At 27.6% G+C, this 22,563-nt stretch carries 23 protein-coding genes; 7 read left to right on the forward strand and 16 right to left on the reverse strand.

Annotated features, from left to right (window positions below; all coding sequences use genetic code 11):
- Positions 1-28: 28 nt before the first annotated feature.
- Both I2A66_RS07305 and I2A66_RS07310 read right to left on the reverse strand, forming a co-directional pair.
- Positions 29-1,165, reverse strand: coding sequence for an NAD/NADP octopine/nopaline dehydrogenase family protein (locus I2A66_RS07305; RefSeq protein ID WP_147516151.1), 1,137 nt, complete (start codon positions 1,163-1,165; stop codon positions 29-31).
- Positions 1,166-1,294: 129 nt separating this feature from the next.
- Positions 1,295-2,470 carry a cation diffusion facilitator family transporter gene (locus I2A66_RS07310; RefSeq protein ID WP_122640770.1) on the reverse strand — a complete coding sequence of 392 codons (1,176 nt, stop codon included), beginning with the start codon at positions 2,468-2,470 and terminating at the stop codon, positions 1,295-1,297.
- 142 nt (positions 2,471-2,612) lie between these two features.
- Between I2A66_RS07310 and I2A66_RS07315 the strand changes: the two genes are divergently transcribed.
- Positions 2,613-3,173: an NUDIX hydrolase gene (locus I2A66_RS07315; RefSeq protein WP_122640771.1), complete on the forward strand. Its 561-nt coding sequence runs from the start codon at positions 2,613-2,615 to the stop codon at positions 3,171-3,173.
- Between the two features lie 17 nt (positions 3,174-3,190).
- Here I2A66_RS07315 and I2A66_RS07320 read toward each other — a convergent pair whose 3' ends face one another.
- The 13 genes from I2A66_RS07320 to I2A66_RS07380 form a co-directional block, all read right to left on the reverse strand.
- Positions 3,191-3,766, reverse strand: a complete 576-nt coding sequence (locus I2A66_RS07320; protein WP_122640773.1) for an HDIG domain-containing metalloprotein — start codon at positions 3,764-3,766, stop codon at positions 3,191-3,193.
- A 287-nt stretch (positions 3,767-4,053) separates the two neighbouring features.
- On the reverse strand, positions 4,054-5,214 hold the full coding sequence (locus I2A66_RS07325; RefSeq protein WP_122640774.1) for a SpoIIE family protein phosphatase: 1,161 nt from the start codon (positions 5,212-5,214) through the stop codon (positions 4,054-4,056).
- Entirely contained in the window at positions 5,214-6,926 is a 1,713-nt protein-coding gene (locus I2A66_RS07330; RefSeq protein WP_122640775.1) for a [Fe-Fe] hydrogenase large subunit C-terminal domain-containing protein, read from the reverse strand. The genes I2A66_RS07325 and I2A66_RS07330 overlap by 1 nt, the downstream gene beginning before the upstream one ends.
- A 15-nt stretch (positions 6,927-6,941) precedes the next feature.
- Positions 6,942-7,187, reverse strand: a complete 246-nt coding sequence (locus I2A66_RS07335) for a (2Fe-2S) ferredoxin domain-containing protein (RefSeq protein WP_122640776.1) — start codon at positions 7,185-7,187, stop codon at positions 6,942-6,944.
- A 30-nt stretch (positions 7,188-7,217) separates the two neighbouring features.
- Positions 7,218-8,627: an MATE family efflux transporter gene (locus I2A66_RS07340; protein ID WP_122640777.1), complete on the reverse strand. Its 1,410-nt coding sequence runs from the start codon at positions 8,625-8,627 to the stop codon at positions 7,218-7,220.
- Positions 8,628-8,733: 106 nt separating this feature from the next.
- Complete coding sequence (locus I2A66_RS07345; RefSeq protein ID WP_195251328.1) at positions 8,734-9,666, reverse strand: peptidylprolyl isomerase; 933 nt, start codon at positions 9,664-9,666, stop codon at positions 8,734-8,736.
- Between the two features lie 25 nt (positions 9,667-9,691).
- On the reverse strand, positions 9,692-10,489 hold the full coding sequence (locus I2A66_RS07350) for a polysaccharide deacetylase family protein (protein WP_122640779.1): 798 nt from the start codon (positions 10,487-10,489) through the stop codon (positions 9,692-9,694).
- 244 nt (positions 10,490-10,733) lie between these two features.
- Entirely contained in the window at positions 10,734-11,489 is a 756-nt protein-coding gene (gene hisF / locus I2A66_RS07355) for an imidazole glycerol phosphate synthase subunit HisF (protein WP_122640780.1), read from the reverse strand.
- A 157-nt stretch (positions 11,490-11,646) separates the two neighbouring features.
- Positions 11,647-12,297, reverse strand: coding sequence for an FMN-dependent NADH-azoreductase (locus tag I2A66_RS07360; RefSeq protein ID WP_122640781.1), 651 nt, complete (start codon positions 12,295-12,297; stop codon positions 11,647-11,649).
- Positions 12,298-12,462: 165 nt separating this feature from the next.
- Positions 12,463-13,881, reverse strand: coding sequence for an NADPH-dependent glutamate synthase (gene gltA / locus I2A66_RS07365; RefSeq protein ID WP_122640782.1), 1,419 nt, complete (start codon positions 13,879-13,881; stop codon positions 12,463-12,465).
- A 1-nt stretch (position 13,882) separates the two neighbouring features.
- Positions 13,883-14,773, reverse strand: a complete 891-nt coding sequence (locus tag I2A66_RS07370) for a sulfide/dihydroorotate dehydrogenase-like FAD/NAD-binding protein (RefSeq protein WP_122640783.1) — start codon at positions 14,771-14,773, stop codon at positions 13,883-13,885.
- Between the two features lie 304 nt (positions 14,774-15,077).
- Positions 15,078-15,623, reverse strand: a complete 546-nt coding sequence (locus tag I2A66_RS07375; protein ID WP_147516155.1) for an NADH peroxidase — start codon at positions 15,621-15,623, stop codon at positions 15,078-15,080.
- 196 nt (positions 15,624-15,819) lie between these two features.
- The gene (locus tag I2A66_RS07380; RefSeq protein ID WP_122640785.1) at positions 15,820-17,046 is read right to left on the reverse strand and encodes a VanW family protein; all 1,227 of its coding nucleotides are present in this window, start codon (positions 17,044-17,046) and stop codon (positions 15,820-15,822) included.
- Positions 17,047-17,190: 144 nt separating this feature from the next.
- On the opposite strand from I2A66_RS07380, the gene I2A66_RS07385 reads away from it, so the two are divergent.
- The 6 genes from I2A66_RS07385 (at position 17,191) to I2A66_RS07410 (ending at position 21,935) form a co-directional block, all read left to right on the forward strand.
- Positions 17,191-17,376 carry a hypothetical protein gene (locus I2A66_RS07385; RefSeq protein ID WP_195251329.1) on the forward strand — a complete coding sequence of 62 codons (186 nt, stop codon included), beginning with the start codon at positions 17,191-17,193 and terminating at the stop codon, positions 17,374-17,376.
- 342 nt (positions 17,377-17,718) lie between these two features.
- A complete protein-coding gene (locus I2A66_RS07390) occupies positions 17,719-18,312 on the forward strand; it encodes a GNAT family N-acetyltransferase (RefSeq protein ID WP_122640788.1) in 594 nt (197 codons plus the stop codon).
- Positions 18,313-18,437: 125 nt separating this feature from the next.
- Positions 18,438-19,526, forward strand: coding sequence for an efflux RND transporter periplasmic adaptor subunit (locus I2A66_RS07395; RefSeq protein WP_147516157.1), 1,089 nt, complete (start codon positions 18,438-18,440; stop codon positions 19,524-19,526).
- Positions 19,519-20,211: an ABC transporter ATP-binding protein gene (locus I2A66_RS07400; protein ID WP_147516158.1), complete on the forward strand. Its 693-nt coding sequence runs from the start codon at positions 19,519-19,521 to the stop codon at positions 20,209-20,211. The genes I2A66_RS07395 and I2A66_RS07400 overlap by 8 nt, the downstream gene beginning before the upstream one ends.
- The gene (locus I2A66_RS07405) at positions 20,202-21,443 is read left to right on the forward strand and encodes an ABC transporter permease (protein WP_195251330.1); all 1,242 of its coding nucleotides are present in this window, start codon (positions 20,202-20,204) and stop codon (positions 21,441-21,443) included. The genes I2A66_RS07400 and I2A66_RS07405 overlap by 10 nt, the downstream gene beginning before the upstream one ends.
- Before the next feature lie 99 nt (positions 21,444-21,542).
- Positions 21,543-21,935 (forward strand): hypothetical protein, encoded by a 393-nt coding sequence (locus I2A66_RS07410; RefSeq protein WP_147516160.1) that lies wholly within the window; start codon positions 21,543-21,545, stop codon positions 21,933-21,935.
- 65 nt (positions 21,936-22,000) lie between these two features.
- Here I2A66_RS07410 and I2A66_RS07415 read toward each other — a convergent pair whose 3' ends face one another.
- Positions 22,001-22,555, reverse strand: a complete 555-nt coding sequence (locus I2A66_RS07415; RefSeq protein ID WP_122640798.1) for a ferritin family protein — start codon at positions 22,553-22,555, stop codon at positions 22,001-22,003.
- Positions 22,556-22,563 lie beyond the last annotated feature (8 nt).

Consider the following 22,563-nt stretch of genomic DNA (forward strand, 5'->3'; position numbering starts at 1 on the left):
TATAAGACATCCCTTTTATTATTTGAATTTATAAACTTGTATAAAACTCTATTAATTCTTTTTTCGTTTTAATACCTTTGTTTTGAGGAATTAATAATTCCTTAGAATCTTTACCTTTTAATTGAGTTCCTACTAAATACTCTTTATTTAATAAGTATTCTGACCATCTTATAATCTCATCTAACTTAGGAGTATCTAACTCACAAAGCTCTGCAAATGCCTTTATAATACATAATCCAAACTCAACATCTTCTATAAAGTATCGAGAACTTAAATCTGGAATAAATCCATCTATACACTTAACTATTGGTGAACCTATGCCTTGAAAACCTGGTGCTGTATTTATTTTATGGCTTAAAACGCTTGGGTCTTCTGTTTCAAATCTAGTTTTTATTTGCTCAATACATTTTGAATTAAAGTTATTATTTTCATTTAATGATTCAAATATAGTATATAGCTCTTCATCTAATTCTAATAATGTTTTAGATGCTTCATCTCCCCATTCTTCATAGAATAGAGGACTTCTTTTGTATACAGTTTCTCCATGTTTATAATCTTTAAATAATTCATACAATCTTGATGGATGCATTATTGGATTTGATGGAGATAATGTTATAGCTAAATAATTGCTTACTGGCTTACATGTAATGTCTATTAACTTGGTCATATCTTCACATATTTTTTCTGTATATTTACTTGGTATTGCTCCGATTTTCATAAATGGATTTTTTTCTTTAAGTACAACACATTCTCCATATTTTTCTAATCTTATTATTGATGGTACTCTTTGCGTTCCAAAGAATATAGCACCTTTTTCTATTAATTTTTTAGCAAAATACTCTTTTCCTCCAAATCCCGGTATAATCCCTACAACAGCATTTGGTTTTACAAAATTACTTATTTCATTAATTGTTTTTTCAATTAAGAATGATGGATGCGTTATTAAAATATAATCCGCATCTTTAACTGCTTCTTCTAAACTTGAAGTAACGCAGTGTAACTTTACATTGTGACTTAAGTTCTTTTCTTCCTCAATTAGAATTAGTTCATCCTTAAATAAGTGTGGTTTTGAAGTATGTATCCATACCTTACAATCTTCCTTCATTGATATATAAGCTGCAAGGTACGTTCCTATGTTTCCCGCTCCAATTATACATATATTCATATCATTTCAACACCTTTCCTTTGATGAATTTTTAAATATTTTTACATTATACATGATAAATCCATAAAATGGTACCTTTATTTTCAAATTGTAATCTTTGTAATATTTTCAATATATAATCATTTTAGTTTAAAATTCTTTGTCTATAGTGATTATACAGTTATATTTCGGATTTAAATTTATTATTTCTTCGGTTATATTATTTTTTATTTTATCTTCATTTTCTTTATCCTTTAAATAACTTGCATCAACTACTATATCAAAAATTAAGTTTATTTCTTCTTCACCCTCAGTAATTCTAAAATCATGCATAGATTTTATATAATCATATTTACTAATTATTTTTTCAACCATATCTTTCTCTTTTTTAACCTTATCACAATGTATACACATCGGATCCATATGAATTACTAAGTATATATTTAACTTCTCTGAAATCTCACGCTCTGCTCTATCAATAATATTGTGAATTGTAACTATATCTAAATTTGATGGAATTTCTGCATGAATAGATGCCATACATTTTCCAACTCCATAATTATGTATTATTAAATCATGTACTCCAATTATATTTTCATAGGATAATACCCCTTCAGTAATAGATTTGACCATATTTTCATCTGGGGCTTCTCCAAGAAGAGGACTAACTGTATCTTTTACTAAAGAGAAACCAGCATAAAGAATGGCAGCTGATACTATTAATCCTACATAACCATCTATTGGTATAGATGTAAATCTAGCTGCTACAAAAGATATTAATACACAGCTTGATGTAAATACATCTCCAAGTGCATCAAGTGAAGTTGCTTTTAATGCATTTGAGTTTATTTTATTACCTATAGTTTTATTAAATATACTTAACCATATTTTAATTAAAACAGATAATAAAAGTAATATAAATGGTATAAATTCAAATGTTATTTCTACTGGATTTATTATCCTTTCTATTGATGACTTTACAAATTGAAATCCTACAATCATTACCATAAATGCAACCACAAGAGCTGATAAATACTCCATTCTTCCATGACCAAATGGATGCTCTTTATCAGGTGGTCTATTTGCTAATTTCACTCCAATTATAGTTATTATTGAAGATGCCATATCTGATAAATTGTTAAATCCATCTGCAGTAATCGATACACTATTGGTTATAAATCCTACCCCTAATTTTATAATGGTTAATATCAAATTAGAAATTACCCCAATAAGACCTGCAAAATATACGTACTTATTTCTTACAACCTCATTTTCTATATCTTCGCTATTAGATATAAGTTTTTTTACTAAAAAGTTTGAAAACATAGTATTTCTCCTTAAACTTTAATAATTATATAACTATTTATAGTATTATTTTTATACTAATATTTATTCTATACTTAATTATACATATCTTTATAATCTATGGTAATATAAATATATCAACTTATTTTAAAAGGAGTAGAATATGGATTATATAAAAAGTATTCAAAATTATAAACCTTATAATGAACAAGAATCACGTGATAAAGAACTTATTTTAAGTTGTTTAAATAATTTTTCTGATATTTTAACTAGAGAAAATACGGTAGCTCATATAACTAGTTCTGGATATATAGTTAATAAAAATAGAGATAAAACACTTATAATATTTCATAAAATCTATAACTCTTGGTCTTGGACTGGTGGACATGCTGATGGAGATAGTGACTTGCTTAAGGTTGCGATTAAAGAAGCTAAAGAAGAAACTGGCCTAAAAAATGTAATTCCTATTATTGAAGATATTTTATCATTAGATGTACTTACTGTAGATGGTCATGTGAAAAAGGGTAATTACATATCATCCCATTTACATTTATCAGTTGCGTATTTACTAGAAGCTGATGAAGATGAAGAACTTATAATCAATGAAGATGAAACTAAAGGTGTTATGTGGATTCCAATAAATGAAGTTGATAAGTATTCAACTGAACCTTATATGATCGAAGTTTATAAAAAATTTAACAAAAAAATTAAGGGATTACTTTAAAGTATTCCCTTAATTTTCTATAATTCACCTTTTAATCCAATATCCTCTGCTACTTCACGCATTCCAAGTATGGAATTATTTATTACATCATCTAAGCTCATACCAAGCATTTCTGCTCCATTTTTTATAACTTCTCTATTTACACCTTCAGCAAATCCCTTAGATTTAAATTTCTTTTTAACCGATTTTAACTCTAAATCCATAATACTTTTAGATGGTCTCATTATAGCTGTCGCACTTATAAGTCCTGTTAGTTCATCTATAGTATATAATACTTTTTCCATATTGCTTTTAGGCTTTACATCACATACTAATCCATATCCATGACTAACTACTGCCCTAATTAATTCTTGATCTAATCCTTTATCTTCCATTATATCTACAACTTTTTTACAATGTTCATTAGGATACATCTCATAATCTAAGTCATGAAGTAGTCCAACTACACCCCATTTTTCTTCATCTTCACCATATAGTCTTGCAAAGTACTTCATAACTCCTTCTACACTAAGGGCATGCTTTATTAAATGATCTTCTTTGTTATATTCATTAAGTAATTTTAATGATTCTTCTCTATTTGGAAATTTACCCATGAGTTTACCTCCTTTTTATATGTTACTTAATTATTTACATATAGGTTGTGTTGTATTCAACTTAGATGTAATTGTAGGATTCTTTAATTATAATTTCAATAATAATTTAAAATTATAAAAAAATTAGCCTTAGAATTTTGGAGGAATTCTAAGGCTTTTTAAATAAGTTAAGGGTTATTTATTTATTTCATTTAAAATTAGGTTAAGGGTTTGATTCTGTTTCTAATTACATTATATATATTAATTGTGTCATTTTTATGGCAAAATCAGTACAATACTAGTACATGTCAATAGTATTCAACCTCTACTATTTTTCCCAATTCTATTAAAATATTTTTAAGTTCATTTAATAGGTATAATTTAATGCTTAATTCATTTGGAAAATCGGGGTTTTGATGTGCTGGATTTATTGCTCTTCCTATAATCATTTTAATATGAGTACAATCTTCATATAGTATTCTAGCTAACTGTGATGCCCCATCTTCTTTATAAATAAAACTTAACTCGTTGGATGATTTTATTTTATTTAATTTTTCTATAGCTTTTCTTAATGTAAGAACGCCCTCTGTAACTAAATCAATTCTATCTATGTAGCCAATTGGTGGTACATCTTTGTCTATAAATCTAAAACTTGTTTTTACTTGAACACCTAACTCTCTAGCAACTATATTACCTGCAGTTCCTCCACATACTATTCTTTTTCCGTGGGTAGCCATAATTTCTTGTACTATTTCTCTATCTTTATTTTTATCTATTGGAGGACCTGAAAATAATACAGCTTTATTTGAAGAAACTGCTTTTATAGTCATTACAGTTGTATCATCACCTGGCTTTTCCATATATAATTGATTACATGCCCCTAATAAATTGTTATTTACCTTCTTAGCACTCATTCCACTATTAGTGAATCTTCTTAGATAAACTGCTATATCTTTCCATCCCCATCCTAAATTTAAGATTTCACCTACACCAGCATAAATAGCACCATCACTTACTACTACTAAAAGATCATTTTCTTTTAACTCAAATTTACATTCTCTTATTTTACGGTTATCAATTATTTTTTCATTCCAATTTATAGGTCTGGTATCTCCATTTCTTAAAAAAAATACACTTGGATTATCAAACTCTGCAATATATGCTATTCCATTTGTATCTACACTAATAATAGTAAATGTGGAATAAGATACTTGTCTTACTTTGCATATTGGTAAAGTATTTATAATAGTATCTACAACCTCTTCTATATCTAAACCTTCTTTTAACATAGTTAAAGCTATTTTAGCAGTTAAGGTTGCTAAAATATTGGCTTTTACTCCACTACCTAAACCATCTGACATAACAGCTATAAATTTATCATCACCATTATAAAATTCTACTCTATCTCCGCATAACTCTTCTTTATATTTATTTAAGCTCCCTGATGCAAAGTCTATAAAAAACCTCATTAATTAATTCCTTCCTTTTCTAATATAAGCTTTTTTAGTTTCGTTAAAGTTACCTTTGTTTCAGCTGTAGTTTCACCTAGTAAGCTTGCTATTTCCTGCGCTACCATCATTTGCTTATTTATAACTTCTTGAGCCATATTTATAGAATCTACTTTCATTTTTTGAAGCTTTTTTTCGATATTTTCATCTTTTGTTATATCATCTGCAATCCATATTATTACATTATTTTCTTCTAACCATATTATTGTTTGAATAAGAGTTCTGTTATTTTCTAAAGTAATTTTTTCTCTTATAATATTAGTCTTTTTGTCTTTTACATTTTTAAATGTATCTTCATCTAAATACATTATAATTGGCATTCCTTTACTAAAACCTCTTTGTATTGAGAAAAATTTTTCTGCAGCTGGGTTGAACTGTATTATATCTAAGTTTTCATCTATTAATCCTATTAGATTTGGAGTTGAGTCAAAAATTACATCCGATAGATTTTCAGCCTTTTGTCTCATAAATGGTAGGCACATATCAACTTCTGCTATTTTGTTATAAACAGCAACTGCTTTTTCTCTACATGTGGAATAACCACATACACCACAATTTAATTCATCACTTTTTTTATTCTTCCCCATAGAGTTTAATATTTGCATTATTTCACTTTCATTTGGCTCTTTAAGTGGACAGCTTAGATTTTCAAATTCTTTATCTAAATTTATTTTATATTCCAATATTTCTGTTGATGGTTTGCTATAATCATAATTTTTTTCTTTAATTGATTTTGCATAATTAATTAAATTTATTTTTCTTTCATAGTATGTAACTCCATCTGTAGGCATGCCTGACCCCCCTAAACACCCATGTCTACATACATTTAGCTCAAATAATGTATTTGTAAATCTTTTGTCTTGGATTGCATCTAGAATTTTAATGCTATCTTCTATTCCATCTACTGCTATTATTTCCTTTTTAGTATAGTTATCCTTTATAAAATTACTAGTTTCTCCAACTATAGATACTAGTAATTTTTCTTTATACGTTTCATCAAAATCTTCTTCACTTAAACTTTCCAATTTTACATTACTTGATTTAATCCATTTTTTTAACTCTCCAAATGTAATTACAGCATCAACAGAATTTTCATAATAAGCTTCTGCTTTCTTTGCTAAACATGGACCTATAAAAACCACTTTAGCATCTTCACCATATTTCTTTTTCAGTATTCTTCCATGATATATAAATGGTGAAATTACAGGTATTAAATTTTCTTTAATAAGTGGATAGTGCTTTTGAATAAGATTATTCATTGCTGGACAAAAGCTAGTTATATAGTTATTTTTATCATCTTTATTGGCATATATTTTATATTTTTCTATAATTGGATCAATTGATACAACAGTTTCTTCTATATAGTCAAAACCTAGTCTTCTTAATAATTTAGGTATCTTTTTACTATCATTTCCAAATATTGATGAAAAACTTGGAGCTACTGAAGCTACTACCTTACTATCGCTTTTTATATATTGCTTTACTTTAGATAATTCTGATTTTATAAGTTTATTTTTTTGTGGACATACTTTAGAACATTCGCCACACACTATACATCTCTCTTCCATAATTTGCGCTTGCCCATTTTTTACTTTAATTGCATTTACAGGACATACTCTTACACATGCGTAACAGCTTCTACAGTGATTTTTATTAAAATTTGTATACCACATGTTATCCCCCTTCTTTTATATATATGGTATTATCTCTTTTTCAAAAATTTCCCTTACATTATCTCTTGAAACAGATAAAATTTCTCCATCCCATCTCATAACAGATACACCATTAGTGCATCTATCTAAACAAAATGAACCATATAACTCTATATTATCTTCTAATTTAAATTCATTTATTAATTCTTGAAACTTTTTTATAACCTCATCTGAACCCTTTAAATGACACGAACTTCCTATGCATATTTTTATATTTTTCATAAACTATCCCCTCAACTATCAAAATAGTATTTATTTTTTGTCTGAAGATGATGCAACTTCTTCTCTAAAACTAAAATTATTATTTATTTTTGAATAAAGTTTATTACTTTTTAGTAAAAATTCAAATATACTTAATAATAAAATCCCCTTAAATATACTACTTAAACTTATACTCCACCATATTCCATCAATCCCTAAAATTTCAGGCTTAGATAAAAAATATGCCATTGGGATTCTAGCTCCTGTAAAAATTGTAATTATTATAGATGGTATGTAAGTTCTTCCTATACCCTTCAGCGCTCCACTTATTATTATTTCTAAACACATAAATAACTGAGAGTATCCTAAAATTTTTAAATACATTCCTCCTTTTGATATAGCATCACTTTCATTTATAAATAAAGAAAATATTTTTTCTCCTAAAAATACTAATACCAGTGTAGTTATAATACCCAATATTATTGAAGTAATTATACCTATTTTACATCCTTTAGTAACTCTATCGTAATTTTTAGCTCCATAGTTTTGCCCTACAAAGCTAGATAAGGCAACTGCTAACCCATCCGTACTCATCCAAGAGATAGATTCAATTTGAGATCCTACTTTCTGAACCGCTATGGCTACAGGACCAAATGATGCAACTATAATTCCAATTGCCATTGAGAATAATGTAAACATACCATTTTGTATTGCTACTGGTAATCCAAGCTTAAATAGTTCTTTGTAGTAATTTAATTCTATTCTTCTGAATAACTTAATTCTAAAATACTCATTTTTACTTATTATTATTTTCAATAAAAATGTTATAGTAACTATAACTTGAGATGCTACTGTTGCTATAGCTGCTCCTATTACCCCAAGACTTGGAAAACCTAACAGTCCAAATATTAATATTGGATCTAATATTATATTTGCTATTAATCCTATAGTATTTATTCTAAATGGTGTTTTACTATTTCCAAGTCCATTGAAAATTGCAGTAAATACTGGGTTAATAAAATAAAATACAAATCCACATGCTACTATTATTAGATATTCTCTAGACATTAATATAACTTGATTATCTCCTAATTGAAAAATATCTACAAAAAATTTATTAAACATAATTATTGTTAATGAATATAAAATTGCTAATATAATATTTATTTCTATTGCAGATTTTATATACGATATTGTATTTTTAAAGTTATTTTCTCCTATACTTTGGGAAACCTTTACTTCTCCACCAACTCTAGATATAATTATAAAAGCCATAGCTAACCAAGGATAAAATCCTGCAGTTCCAACTGCTGCTACTGCTTTACTTCCAATTTTACCAACCCACATCATATCTGTTAGATTATATGCCATTTGTATAAAAGATGTTCCCATAATGGGTAATGCTAGTTTAATTAGTTTATCACTTATACTGCCACTAGTTAAATCTGTTCTATCTTTCATATTTCCTCCTAATAATTCTTTATAGCTCCTCTTATAATTATATCATTTTATTTATAGAAAAAAGGAATGATATAAATTTTATTTAACTCATTCCTTTTTACAATATTTATGATTTTATTTTTGACTTTTTATTTAATTCTTCTATATGATTCATATATTTTTCATTTAATATAATTTCCCTTATTTCATCCTTACAGTCATCATATTTTTTCATAGTATTTCTTATATCATTTATTTTAACTATGTGATATCCATATGAAGTTTCAAATACTTCTGATACTTCACTTTTATCTAAACTAAATACTACACTTGTAAATTCAATATTTTTATCATCTTTAGTAAAGTATCCAAGATTTCCACCATTTTTACCAGTTAGTCTATCATCAGAATATTTTTTTGCTAATTCTTCAAAGCTTTGTTTTTCTTTAATCATTTGAGAGATATTTTCTGCTTTTTCTTTTAATCTAACTTTTTTGTCACTACTTACTTCAATATTATTTTCATCTAAAGTAGAAATTAAAATTTGAGATGCATTAACTTCTTCTATAAAAAATTTATTTTTATGCTTAAAATAATAGTCTTTAATTTCATCATCTCTTATTTCTAAATTGCTTTTGTATTTTTGTTTATATTTTTCTATTGCTATATCTTTTTTTACTATATTATACAAATATTCTTCATCTATATTAGTACTTTCAATTGCCTTTTTATACGATGGATTAGATGCAATTGCTTTTTCTAATTCCTTATATTTTATTTCTACTTCTTGTTTTGTGGGTTCAAATCCATTTAACTTTGCTTGTTGATATACAACTTCATTATCTACCATAAAATCTACTATTACATTTTTTAGATCATTATCTTCATTATAATTGTAATTATAATTTATATAGTTACTTGTTGCTTCTATAATGTTTTTTGTTTTTTCATATTCATCTTTACTTATTTTCACTCCATTTACAGTAGCTATATTATTGCTACAACCACTAATTTGCAAACATGCTAAACTTATTAATCCAATATATAATACTTTATTCATAGTTATGCGCTCCATTTTTAGTCTTTTATTTTAAATTTCTTAACCAATAGTTTTGTGGCGTTTCATCTTCTTCTATTGGTACAAATATATAACCTTCATTACTTAAATAACTTAATATTGAATCTAATGAGTTTGCAGTTTGCTTTCTTTCATGCATAAGTATCACTATATTATCTTTTCCCCTAGAATATGTTTTTACATTTTCTAAAACTTTTTCAGAATTAACCTTCCAATCTTCTGTATCGATATCCCAATCCCACATCTTATATCCAGCTTCTACTAAACTTTCATAACATTCATATGGTGTATATGGTTTACTACCATATGGTAGCCTAACTATATTAGACTCAACTCCAACTAAATCTAGTAAAGTTTGTTTATTTATATCAAACTCTTCTTTTGCTGACTTACTAGTTTTATATAACTTATGAATATCATGAGATACACTATGAAATCCTGGTGTATTTCCATTTTCAATAATAGCTTTAACTTCATTTGGATATGATTTCATATTAGAATCTATCATGAAAAAGGTAGCTCTAGCATTATACTTATTTAATACATTTAGGATTTCATTTGTATATTTAGAAGGTCCATCGTCTATTGTTATATATGCTACTTTACCAACACTCTTTGATGGTCCTTTATTGATTTCATTTGTAGATTTGTAAATTATATTAGTTATTGTTGTATTATATAGTTTATCATCTCTTATTAGCGGATTATTATTGGCATAACTAAATCCAACCATTAATCCGGCTCCAAAAAGTGATATACAAAGTATAACAAAAAAACTGTATTTGTATTTTTTGTTTTTGCTCATCGCATCGCCTCCCCTTCCTTAAATACCTATATTGTCTAAACTTAGGCATTTTGATAAACAAAAACTTTAATTGATTTTTTATTTATATATATTATTAGTAAAATTTTATCTTTTATAAACGATATTGAATTTTTGTTATTTTTAAATATTGTATATTCTTTAATTTTTTTACATTTATTAAATATAAAAAAACATACTAGTAAAATGTTTCATACTAGTATGTTTTTTTCCATTTGTTTTTTAATCAACTAATTGAAATACCATTACATACCATATAGTCCTTTAACTCTCTTATATTTATTTCTCCAAAGTGAAATACTGATGCAGCAAGCACACCATCTACATTAGCTTCTTTTATAACCTTACAAAAATCATCCATACTTCCTGCACCCCTGGATGCTATAACTGGTATATTTACAACTTCTGTAATCTTAGATAAAAGCTCTATATCATATCCACATTTCATTCCATCTTCATCTATACTACTTATAACTATTTCTCCTGCACCTAGATTTGCACCCTTTTTTGCCCATTCTATTACATTTATATCTGTTTTTTCTCTACCACCTTTTATATATACATTCCAAGATCCCTCACAATTTTTTTTAGCATCTATTGATAATACTACGCTTTTAGTTCCAAACTCTAGTGATGCTTGTTTAATTAATCCTGGATTTTTTACGGCTGAAGAATTTATTGATACTTTATTAGCTCCTTGCCTAAGTATATTGCTAAAATCATATAAGCTACTTACCCCTCCACCTACACAAAATGGGATATCTATATACTCTGCTACTCTTTTGATAAAATTTAGAGATGTTTTTCTGTCTTCATATGATGCTGTTATATCATAAAATATAAGTTCATCAGCTCCACTATCGTTGTATAATTTAGCCAATACTTCTGGTGAATCTACATCTATTATATCTTTAAATTTCCTCCCTTTTACGACTCTACCATTTATAACATCTAGGCACGGTATTATCCTTTTTGTAAGCATAATTCTAATACCTCCTTAAGATATATTTTTCTCAATTATATAATTTATGCTCATTTCAAAATTTTTATAACTTTTTTATGTAATTATTCTAAAATTTATTAGATTAATATCAATATACTTAATTTATTAATAAAAAATAAGTATATAGGGTAATACCCTATATACTTATTTTTTCTATAATCTTATCTATTTTTTCACTTGCTTTTTTTATAGCTTCTAACCTTTCTTCTTCTGTATTTCCAGTACCTGATACCATAAGTTCTTCAATCTTTTTAATTCCTAATATCTTCATTATACTAGCAATATAATTTTCACCTTTATCAAGTATTGGGTCCAATATCCAAGGAATATTTCCTCCACTAGATTGAATATATACTAATGCTCTATTTTGATCTCCTAGTAATCCCTTAGGTTTATTATTCTCAAATTTAATTGTTTTTCCAACTTGTATTATACAATCCATATATTCTTTAAGGGGAGCAGGAAATCCTAAACTCCACATAGGAGATGCTATTACATAAACTTGAGCACTTGCAAACTGATCGCATAAATCTCTAATTTTTTGTATTTCTCTTTGATCCTTGTCATCTAATTTTTTAGCATCGTCCTCTTTTATTATGGCATTTCTACCTTCAAAATATTGATATTCAAGTCTTGGTATATGATCTTTATATAAATCAACTTCCTCAACTTTAAAATCTTTGTTTTTTTCTAAAAATTTGTTTATAAACTCTCTAGCTACAGTTTTGCTAGAAGATAAATCCTCAGGCTTTGAATTGACACTTATATATAATAATTTCTTTTCCATTAGTTCACCTCTAAGAGAAATCTTATTTTATTCATTTATTATTATTTACTCAAGTTAACTATTATATTCTTATTTAGATTTCTTCTAAAAATCAACTTAATTTCTATGTATTAAACCTTATTATATAATCTATATCATCATAGTAAAATTTTTATTTATATTATTTTATGCAAGTTGAATTTTTTCTTCTGATAAGGATTTTTCTTGTATATATTCATCAATTGCCTTAGCTGCCTTTTTACCTGCCCCCATTGCAGATATTACTGTAGCCGCTCCAGTTACTGCATCTCCTCCAGCATAAACACTTTTTCTTGATGTAAGACCATTTTCATCTGTTACTATACATTCTCTTTTATTAATTTCTAAACCTTCTGTAGTTGAGCTTATAAGTGGATTAGGGCTTGTTCCAAGTGACATTATAACTGTATCTACATCTATAATAAATTCTGATCCACTTACCACTATAGGTCTTCTTCTTCCTGATTCATCAGGTTCTCCTAATTCCATCTTCACACACAGCATACCTTTAACATTTCCACTCTCATCAAGCAAAATTTCTACTGGATTAGTTAATGTATCAAATATTACACCTTCTTCTTTTGCATGATGTATTTCTTCTTTCCTTGCAGGTAACTCTGATTCACCTCGTCTATATACTATATGAGTTTTTGCTCCTAATCTAAGAGCCGTTCTTGCTGCATCCATAGCAACATTTCCTCCACCTACAACTGCTACAGACTTACCAACTCTTATTGGAGTTGCATAATCATCTTTATACGCTTTCATTAAGTTTACCCTAGTTAAAAATTCATTTGCAGAGAATACACCATTTGCATTTTCGCCCTTTATTCCCATAAACTTAGGTAGACCTGCTCCAGATCCTATAAATATAGCTTCAAATTTTTCTTCTTCTATTAATTCATCTATAGTTATAGTTCTTCCTATAACTACATTAGTTTCTATTTTCACACCTAATTTTTTAATACTATCTATTTCAGCATTGACGATTTCTTTTTTAGGTAATCTAAATTCTGGTATTCCGTAAGTTAAAACACCACCTGCTTCGTGCATAGCTTCGAATATAGTTACATCATACCCATTCTTAGCTAAGTCTCCTGCACATGCAAGGCCTGCTGGTCCACTTCCAATTACAGCTATCTTTTTATTATTTTTAGGTTTTGTTTCTGTTAAATCTATATTATTGGCTCTTGACCAGTCTGCTACAAATTTTTCTAACTTTCCTACAGCAATTGATGCAGATTTTCTAGCAAATACACATTTGCCTTCACATTGATTTTCTTGTGGGCATACTCTACCGCATACAGCCGGTAGTGAACTACTCTTAGCTATTATCTTTGCCGCACCTTCTATATCATTCTCTTTTATCTTTCCTATAAATCCAGGTATATCTACTCCTACAGGACAAGCTGATACACATTGAGGCTTTTTGCAACCTAAGCATCTATTTGCTTCACATATAGCTTCTTCCATATTATATCCTAAGCATACTTCATCAAAATTAGTTCTTCTTTTTTCTGCATCTTGTTCTTTAACTGGAACTCTTTCCATTTTATTCATTCCCATATTATCTACCCCCACATCCACAATTACTATGATGAGATGTTCCATCTTCCTCTAATTCTAAGATTGCTCTTCCCTCTTCTGTCTTATACATGGATTGTCTTCTCATAGCTTCATCAAAATCAACTAAGTGACCATCAAATTCTGGACCATCTACACAAGCAAATTTAATTTTATCTCCTAAACTTACTCTACATGCTCCACACATTCCAGTTCCATCAACCATTATAGGATTTAGGCTTACTGTAGTAGGTATTTCTAACTCTTTAGTTAACATGCTTGTAAACTTCATCATTATCATAGGGCCGATTACAACTGCATGATCATATTTTTTGCCTTTATTTTGAACTAAATCTCTTAATAACTCAGTAACTCTTCCATTATATCCATATGAACCATCATCAGTTGAAATATATAAACTTTTAGCAACTGCTTTCATTTCATCTTCTAAAATAAGTAACTCTCTGTTTCTAGATCCAATTATTACATCAACATCTAGATTATTCTCTTTAAACCATTTAACTTGCGGATATACTGGTGCTGCACCAACTCCGCCTGCTATAAATATAATCTTTTTTTTCTTAAGATTTTCTATATCTTCATGTATAAACTCACTTGGTTGACCTAATGGTCCAACAAAATCTGTTATGTAATCCCCTTCATTAAGGTTTGCTAATAACTTAGTTGAGGCGCCAACTATTTGAAAAACAATTGTAACAGTATTTTGATTTCTGTCATAATCAGCAATAGTAAGAGGTATTCTCTCGCCTTTTTCATCCATTTTTACTATAACAAATTGGCCAGGTTGTGCCGATTTTGAAATCCTCTTTGATTCAATTTCCATTAAATAAATATTATCTGCTAATACTCTTTTACTTATAATTCTATTTCCCATAATAATTTTCCCCATCCTGTCTTTATAGTTTCCCCAATTTTATTTATGTACTTCAAATAACTTTTGTTATTTTTTTAACTTTTTATAGTGTTATGTATACATAAAGTATACTATATTTTATATGTTTTGTAATAATTTACTACTAATTTAAACATAAAATTTTACTATTATATCTAGTTTTTTTATAATAATTTTAATTTATAATAATATTATGTATACAAAATTATGTTGTTAAATTCACAACTTAATTATTATATAAAAAAAGAAACTATATTTTATATAATAGTTTCTTTTTTATAATTTATTATTTTTCAAAATGTCTTTTAAGAAGTCCTAAGAATGCCTTACCATGTCTTGCTTCATCTTTGCACATTTCATGTACTGTATCATGAATTGCATCTAAACCTAGCTCTTTAGCTTTTTTAGCTAGTTTTAATTTTCCATCTGTTGCTCCATATTCAGCTTCAACTCTTACAGATAAGTTTTCTTTAGTATCAGCAACAACTACCTCTCCAAGAAGTTCAGCAAATTTAGCTGCATGTTCTGCTTCTTCATAAGCTATTCTTCTATATGCTTCTGCTACTTCTGGATATCCTTCTCTATCTGCTTGACGACTCATAGCTATATACATTCCAACCTCAGTACATTCACCTATAAAGTTAGCTCTTAATCCTTCCACTATCTCTTCATCTACTCCCTTTGCTAATCCGATTCTATGTTCATCTGCCCATTTCATTTCCCCTGACATTTCTTCAAATTTTTCTGAACCAACCTTACAAACTGGACATAAACTAGGAGCTTCATCTCCTTCATATATATATCCACACACTGTACATACAAATTTTTTCATAATTTTTTCCTCCTTATATTAATTTATTTATATTAATTTATTTAAAATTCACTTTTAATTTTCTTATACTTAACTTATACCCTTGTGTTCCTAATCTAAACATGATTATATAAAATTTGTTTATATTTTCATAAAATTCGTACTTTTATCCATTAATTTCTCTATAAAAAAGACCTACCATATATGGTAAGTCTTACTATTTTATCTTATATTTACTAGTAGATATAAGTTCTTCTATTATTTTATTACTTTCTTCATCTAAATATATCCTATATGTTTTTACTATAATATTATCTTTCTTATGTTCTTCCTCTGTTTTTATATAAAGTTTTTGTTTATCCTCTTTACATCCATATATTCTAGATGTTATACATCCATTACCTACTATATTATAAATATATATAGGATGTGTAAAATTATTTTTTAACTTTAAATCTGTATATCCATAAGATACACTTGCATCTCTACCTCTTGGAACATATCTAGATTGGAATGTATGATTGTGTACTTCTTCTATGCCAACACCAGATAATAGTGCTGCATTATATATAGTAGTAGATACTTGACATACACCACCACCTTCTCCATCTACGTATTTACCTCCAACTATGACTTTAGCAGTTTTGTATCCATTGACCCAGTTTCTAGCTCCTGTTGCTTTATTATAAGAAAAAACCTCATTAGGCATTATTAACTTATTACTTGTACTCTCTCCTGCAACATGTATATTACTCCCTCTAGACGTACTATCATTGAAGGATGTGCTAAATTGACCTAATATAGTATCAATAGAATTTATATCTTCTGTTGTTATGCTTGGCTTTACTATTTTTACAGGAAGCTTTATATCTTCTATTTCTTTATTTACCAACATATTATATATTTTTTCTTTTAACTTTATTACTTCTACTTCTTTTCCTACTTTAGATTCTGTTCTTACTATTTCTCCATAACCTTTAATTTCAAAGTTTGCCTCTGTTACATCTACATCAATTTCTTTTCTTATATATTCTATAAACTCACTTAATTTACTTTCATCATAAGTTGCATTAAGATTTATATTGTAATTTTTATTAAACAAAAGCCCTATTTTTCTTTTTGTATTTTCTAAATTATCATCTGTATTGGTATATAAGTATGCTTTATTTAAAGCATCTTCTACATTATAGCTCAAATTAATTTTAGACGGTTGTAATATCCATGTTTTTTCCTCATAGGTAATTTTTATAGGCTTTATTTTATACTTGTCATTAATTTTATTTAAAGCTTCTTTATATCTCAATCCTCCTACATCTACATTTTGTATACTTATATTGTTAAATATCTTTTTATCTTCAATATTTTCTAATTTATTCATACCTAATAAAAAAATGCTTAATATTAAAGTGAAAAATAAATAAGTTAATCTTTTATATCTAACCATATTGTGCTCCTTAGTTTGAAATTATATCTTTATATTTTCCCATAAACAATTTTATATTCTGATACATGTCATTCAAAATATGAATATATATTTTTTTTATGCTAATACTTTTAATAAATATTTTTATTTTCATGGAGGTTAATTATGAAAAATTCAAAAGATGAATTAAAAGACGCATTTGACCAACTTCAAAGCGCACAAAGTTGCTTAAATCATGCATTAAAAACTGTAGAAAAACAAAATAATAAACATCAAATAGAAAATACAATAACATATGTAAAAGAAGCTGTGTTTGCAGCTAGCAACGCCTTAGCAAATTACCAAGATTAATTTATATAATTATCAAAAAATTTTTAAGACTTAGATTTCTAAGTCTTTTCTATTGTCTTATCTTAATCGTTTTCCTAATTATTATATCATTTCTTCAGATTTCTTATTTTTTTCGATAAAAATCGACTTTTTTCACTTTAATTTTTTTAAGTTTATGTTATAATATCTTATACTTATTTTTAAGTTACAATATACAGACTATAATATAGTCTGTGACTAGGTTACATACCTATTTTATATTTACAAATTCACTTTGGAGAAAACATATTTTCTACCTATTATTCGATATGAAGTTTATAAATTACTTTATAGGTCTATCCTATAAGATTCGGAGGTACTTAATTGATAAAAACAATACAATTATCAAAATTTAACGGGAACCCTTGCGAAAATTTATACGGTAATATTTGCTATATAACTAAAGATAAATTTAAGGACGTTATTAACTTATACAATAAAGTAAACCATTCTATGGAAAATAAAAGCTGGCTTAAATCTCGTGATATATCTTATTTAGAAGATGTATTAGATAATGGAGGTTTCATAGTTGGATGCTATATAGAAGATAACTTAGTTGCTTCTGCATTATGTGAAGCACCTAGAGGAGAATATAAAGATATGCTTTTTGAAATTGGAATGAGCAATGATGATATAGATACTACTTATATCTCTGGATTTGTTATGGTTGATCCAATTTATCGTGGAAATGCTCTTCATCGCATATTACTAGAAACTAGAATTGATTTATCAATAGAAAGAGATATGAGAAATATCGTTACTGTTGTTAACTCTCAAAATATATTTAGCTTAAATACAATTTTAAGCTTAGGATTTGAATTAAAATTAGAAAAACAAAATGAAATTGGATCTATAAGATATGTTCTTCATAAAAATTTAGATAACCTAAGAAGTAAATCAATTGAGATTACAGCTTAATATATATACTTTAATATTTCTTTCAAAAGTTACAATTTAGTAATTTTTATAATTAGTTTTGACTTATTGTACCATTTACCTCTATAATTTTATAGAGGTATTATTTTTTTTAAAGGAGTGGGTATATGTTATTTAAAGATAAATTTAAAAACAAAAAGTCTAAAATCATTATAGGTATTACTACTGCATTATGTTTAACTATAGGTATTACTTACGCTTTTAATAGAGGAAAAGATGTTGAGGTAAGTAGTGAGGATGATATTCCTTATATAGAAACTTATGTTATTCCAGAAAATGAAAAAGTTTATATAAATGGTATAGTTATGCCTAAACAATCTCAGGATATAAACTTGTCAGAAGGCGAAGAAGTTGATAGTTTAAAAGTAGAAAATGGTCAATCTGTAAAAAAAGGGGATACACTTTTTACTTGTAAAAATCAATCTATTTTAAACGAAATAAGTGAGCTTAAAGCTCAAATATCTCAATTACAGTCATCTCAGGATCCTAACGATAATTCACTTAATATTGAGATTAATAAGTTAAATGCTCAAATAAAGTCATTAAGTGAAAAAGCATCAGTTACATATTACGCTCCATTTGATGGAAATGTACATTTAAACGAAGTTAGTAAAGATTCAGAAGTTGCAAACTCATATATAACGGTTCAAAGTAATGAATTCTATATGCAAGGTCAAGCTAGTGAACAAGATTTAGCAAAAATAAAAATAGATCAAACTGCAAAAGTTTTAGTGTTCTCTACGAATCAAGAGTTGATGGGAAGAATAAGCTTTATATCTCAAAGGCCTACAAATTCTTCATCAAATGACTATCAGCAACAATCTAACTTATCTTATTATGATATAAATATTTCATTTGATAGCCAAGATGGATTAGTAAATGGATTTCATGTTCAAGCATCAGTTATATTAGATGATGCTTATACTAAGGTTCCTGTATCATCTATTCTAGGTTCTGAAGGTGATTACTACGTGTTTAAAGATTTAAACGGTATACTAAAAAAACAAATTATTGAAATAGATAGCCAAACAGAAGAATTTGCTGTAGTCAAATCTGGTTTAAGCGAAAATGATGTTATATTAAAAAACCCTACTGAAGAAATGCAAGAAGGACAATCTTTAACTTTATATGAAAATCCAGAAAATATACAAAATACATCTAAAGATATAACAGGTGAGGAGTCTGAAGTTGAGTAGTCTAATAAAGTTACAAAATATAAAAAAATACTATAAGGTAGGGAAAGAAAAAGTTCAAATATTAAAAAGTCTAGATTTAAGTATTCAAAAAGGTGAATTTGTTATGATTATGGGAAAATCAGGTAGTGGAAAGACAACCTTACTTAATATTTTAGGATTTTTGGATAAATTTGATGAAGGTGACTATTTATTCAATAATGAGAATGTAAGTAAACTTAACGAAAACCAACGTTCCGTTTTTAGAAATAAAAATATAGGATTTATATTCCAGCAATTTAATTTAATAGATAGTTTAAATATATATCAAAATGTTGAGCTTCCACTGATTTACAATAAATCAAATAAAAAAGAAAATAGAAATATAGTAGAAAAATGTTTATCTGATGTAGGTCTTTTAGAAAAAATAAATCAATTTCCTAAACAATTATCTGGAGGTCAACAACAACGTATAGCTATTGCTAGAGCGTTAGTTAATGATCCTCAAATAATATTCGCAGATGAACCTACAGGAGCTTTAGATAGTGAAACTAGCAAAGAGATAATGGAATTATTAAGAGAACTTAATTATAATGGTAAAACTATCATTATGGTCACTCATGATCAAGATTTAACTAAGTATGCTACTAAAGTCATAACTTTAAAAGATGGTGCTTTTACTTCATTGGAGGTGCCCCTATGGACTTAATAAAAAATGCTTTAGTAAATATAAAAGGTCATAAACTTCGTGTTTTTATGGCTCTTATATGGATAATTATTGGTATCACCTCAGTTATATTAATAAGCTCAATAGGTAATGGCTTAAAAGAAGAAGTTAGCAAAACTGTTACTAATGTTGGCCCAAATAAAACTAGTATATATTTTGAATCTGAAAATGCATATATGAATGACTATAATATATTTTTATCACCTTTTACTTATTCAGATATAGAGGAATTATCATTTATAGATGGTGTTGAGAAAATAGGTCCTACTAACTCTGGTATAGATGAAAGCTCTATATATTCATTCGATGCTTCTTTTGATAAAAAAACAACATACATAGATCTATCTCCTCTTAAGGAAGATTCTAACACGAACACCTTATACGGTAGAAGTTTCTCATTAGATGATGAGGATAGAAATGTAATTATGATTACTATGCAAAATGCTACAGACTTATTTAATTCTCCTGAGGATGCAATTGGTAAAGGTATTACTATAAGCGGATATATATTTGAAGTTATCGGAGTTCTTGATGAAAATTACGCTTCTGATATGTCTGATACTTCTTATAATTATGACGAATACTATAATATGCCAACTGCTTATGTGCCAAATAAATCATTTGAAAATTTGGTTAAGCAATACGATTACTCTACTGAAATTTATGGATTAGATCTAGTCGCTTCAAAAAATTATGATGTTTTTGAAGTTGCCAATAAAGTCATTGAAAGATTATATGACTTACATCCAAGTATAGAAGGTACTTATATGACAGAAGATTTATCTTATTTAGCTGAGTCTCAAATGTACGAACTAGAGTCTATGACTTCAAGTATAAATAAAGTTGTCATTCTTATAACTTTTATATCTCTATTTGTTGGTGGCATTGGCGTTATGAATGTCATGTATGTATCTGTAATGGAAAGACAAAGAGAAATAGGTATAAGAAGAGCTATTGGTGCAAAACCTAGAGCTATACTAATACAGTTTTTAGTTGAAAGTATTTGTATAACCATATTAGGAGGAGTACTAGGTATAATTGTTGGTCTATTTGCAACTAATTATGCAGCAAACTATATTCCTTTTAAGGCAATACCGAGTGTTAATAGTATTTTATTTGCTAGTATAACTACAATATTAGTTGGTGTTATATTTGGAATTGTACCTGCTTTTAAAGCATCTAGGTTAGATCCTATAAAAGCTATTTATAAATAAAATTATATTCATATAAACATCCATGTATATTTAAATTTTCTATAGAAGATACTAATATAGAAAATTGATTTACATTTAAGTTTTCTAGGAGTTGTTTATATGAAAAAATTTAAATTTATTTTATCTGTAATATGTTTATTATTTTTATTTACAGTGGTATCATATGGTGATTATTCTTCAATAACAGGCGAAAATAGTTATGAAGAAACTTATGAGAAACATTATCCTGTGATAAAAATTACTAATCATAGTAATAAAGATATAACAGTTGAATGGGGAGCATATGGAGATGCATTTCAAGGAGATATTTCTATTCCTGCTAATTCAACAGTCAGATTGGAATTAGAAGAGCTATCTTTTTTAGGTGCAGATAATGAAACAACTACAGTTTGGTTAACATGGACTGAAGAAGGATCTTTAAAACCAAAGGGTACAGATGTAATCACACTACCATTTGAACTAAAAGATACTCATCAACCAGAGTTTGGATAAAAGTAAAAAAATACCTTAGCATGTAAAACCGCTAAGGTATTTTTATTAATAAACTAAATTATATATTAATTTTGCTTACCGAAATGTCTTTCTAATAATCCTAAGAATGCTTTACCATGTCTAGCTTCATCTTTACACATTTCATGAACTGTATCATGTATAGCATCTAATCCTAACTCTTTAGCTCTCTTAGCTAATTTTAATTTTCCATCAGTTGCACCGTATTCAGCTTCAACTCTTACTCTTAAGTTTTCTTTAGTATCAGCAACAACTACTTCTCCTAATAATTCAGCAAATTTAGCAGCATGTTCTGCTTCTTCAAATGCTATTCTCTTGTAAGCTTCTGCTACTTCTGGATATCCTTCTCTATCAGCTTGTCTACTCATTGCTAAGTACATTCCTACTTCTGTACATTCTCCAACAAAGTTAGCTCTTAATCCTTCTATAACTTCTTCGTCTACTCCTTGAGCTACACCTATTCTGTGTTCATCAGCCCACTTTAATTCTCCTGACATTTCTTCGAATTTGTCAGCTCCAACTTTACATACTGGACATACAACACCTTCTATAGAATCTGCTTCGTGGATGTATCCACATACTGTACATACGAATTTTTTCATATTTTCTC

The sequence above is a fragment of the Romboutsia sp. 1001713B170207_170306_H8 genome (assembly GCF_015550495.1).
Taxonomy (GTDB): domain Bacteria; phylum Bacillota; class Clostridia; order Peptostreptococcales; family Peptostreptococcaceae; genus Romboutsia_E.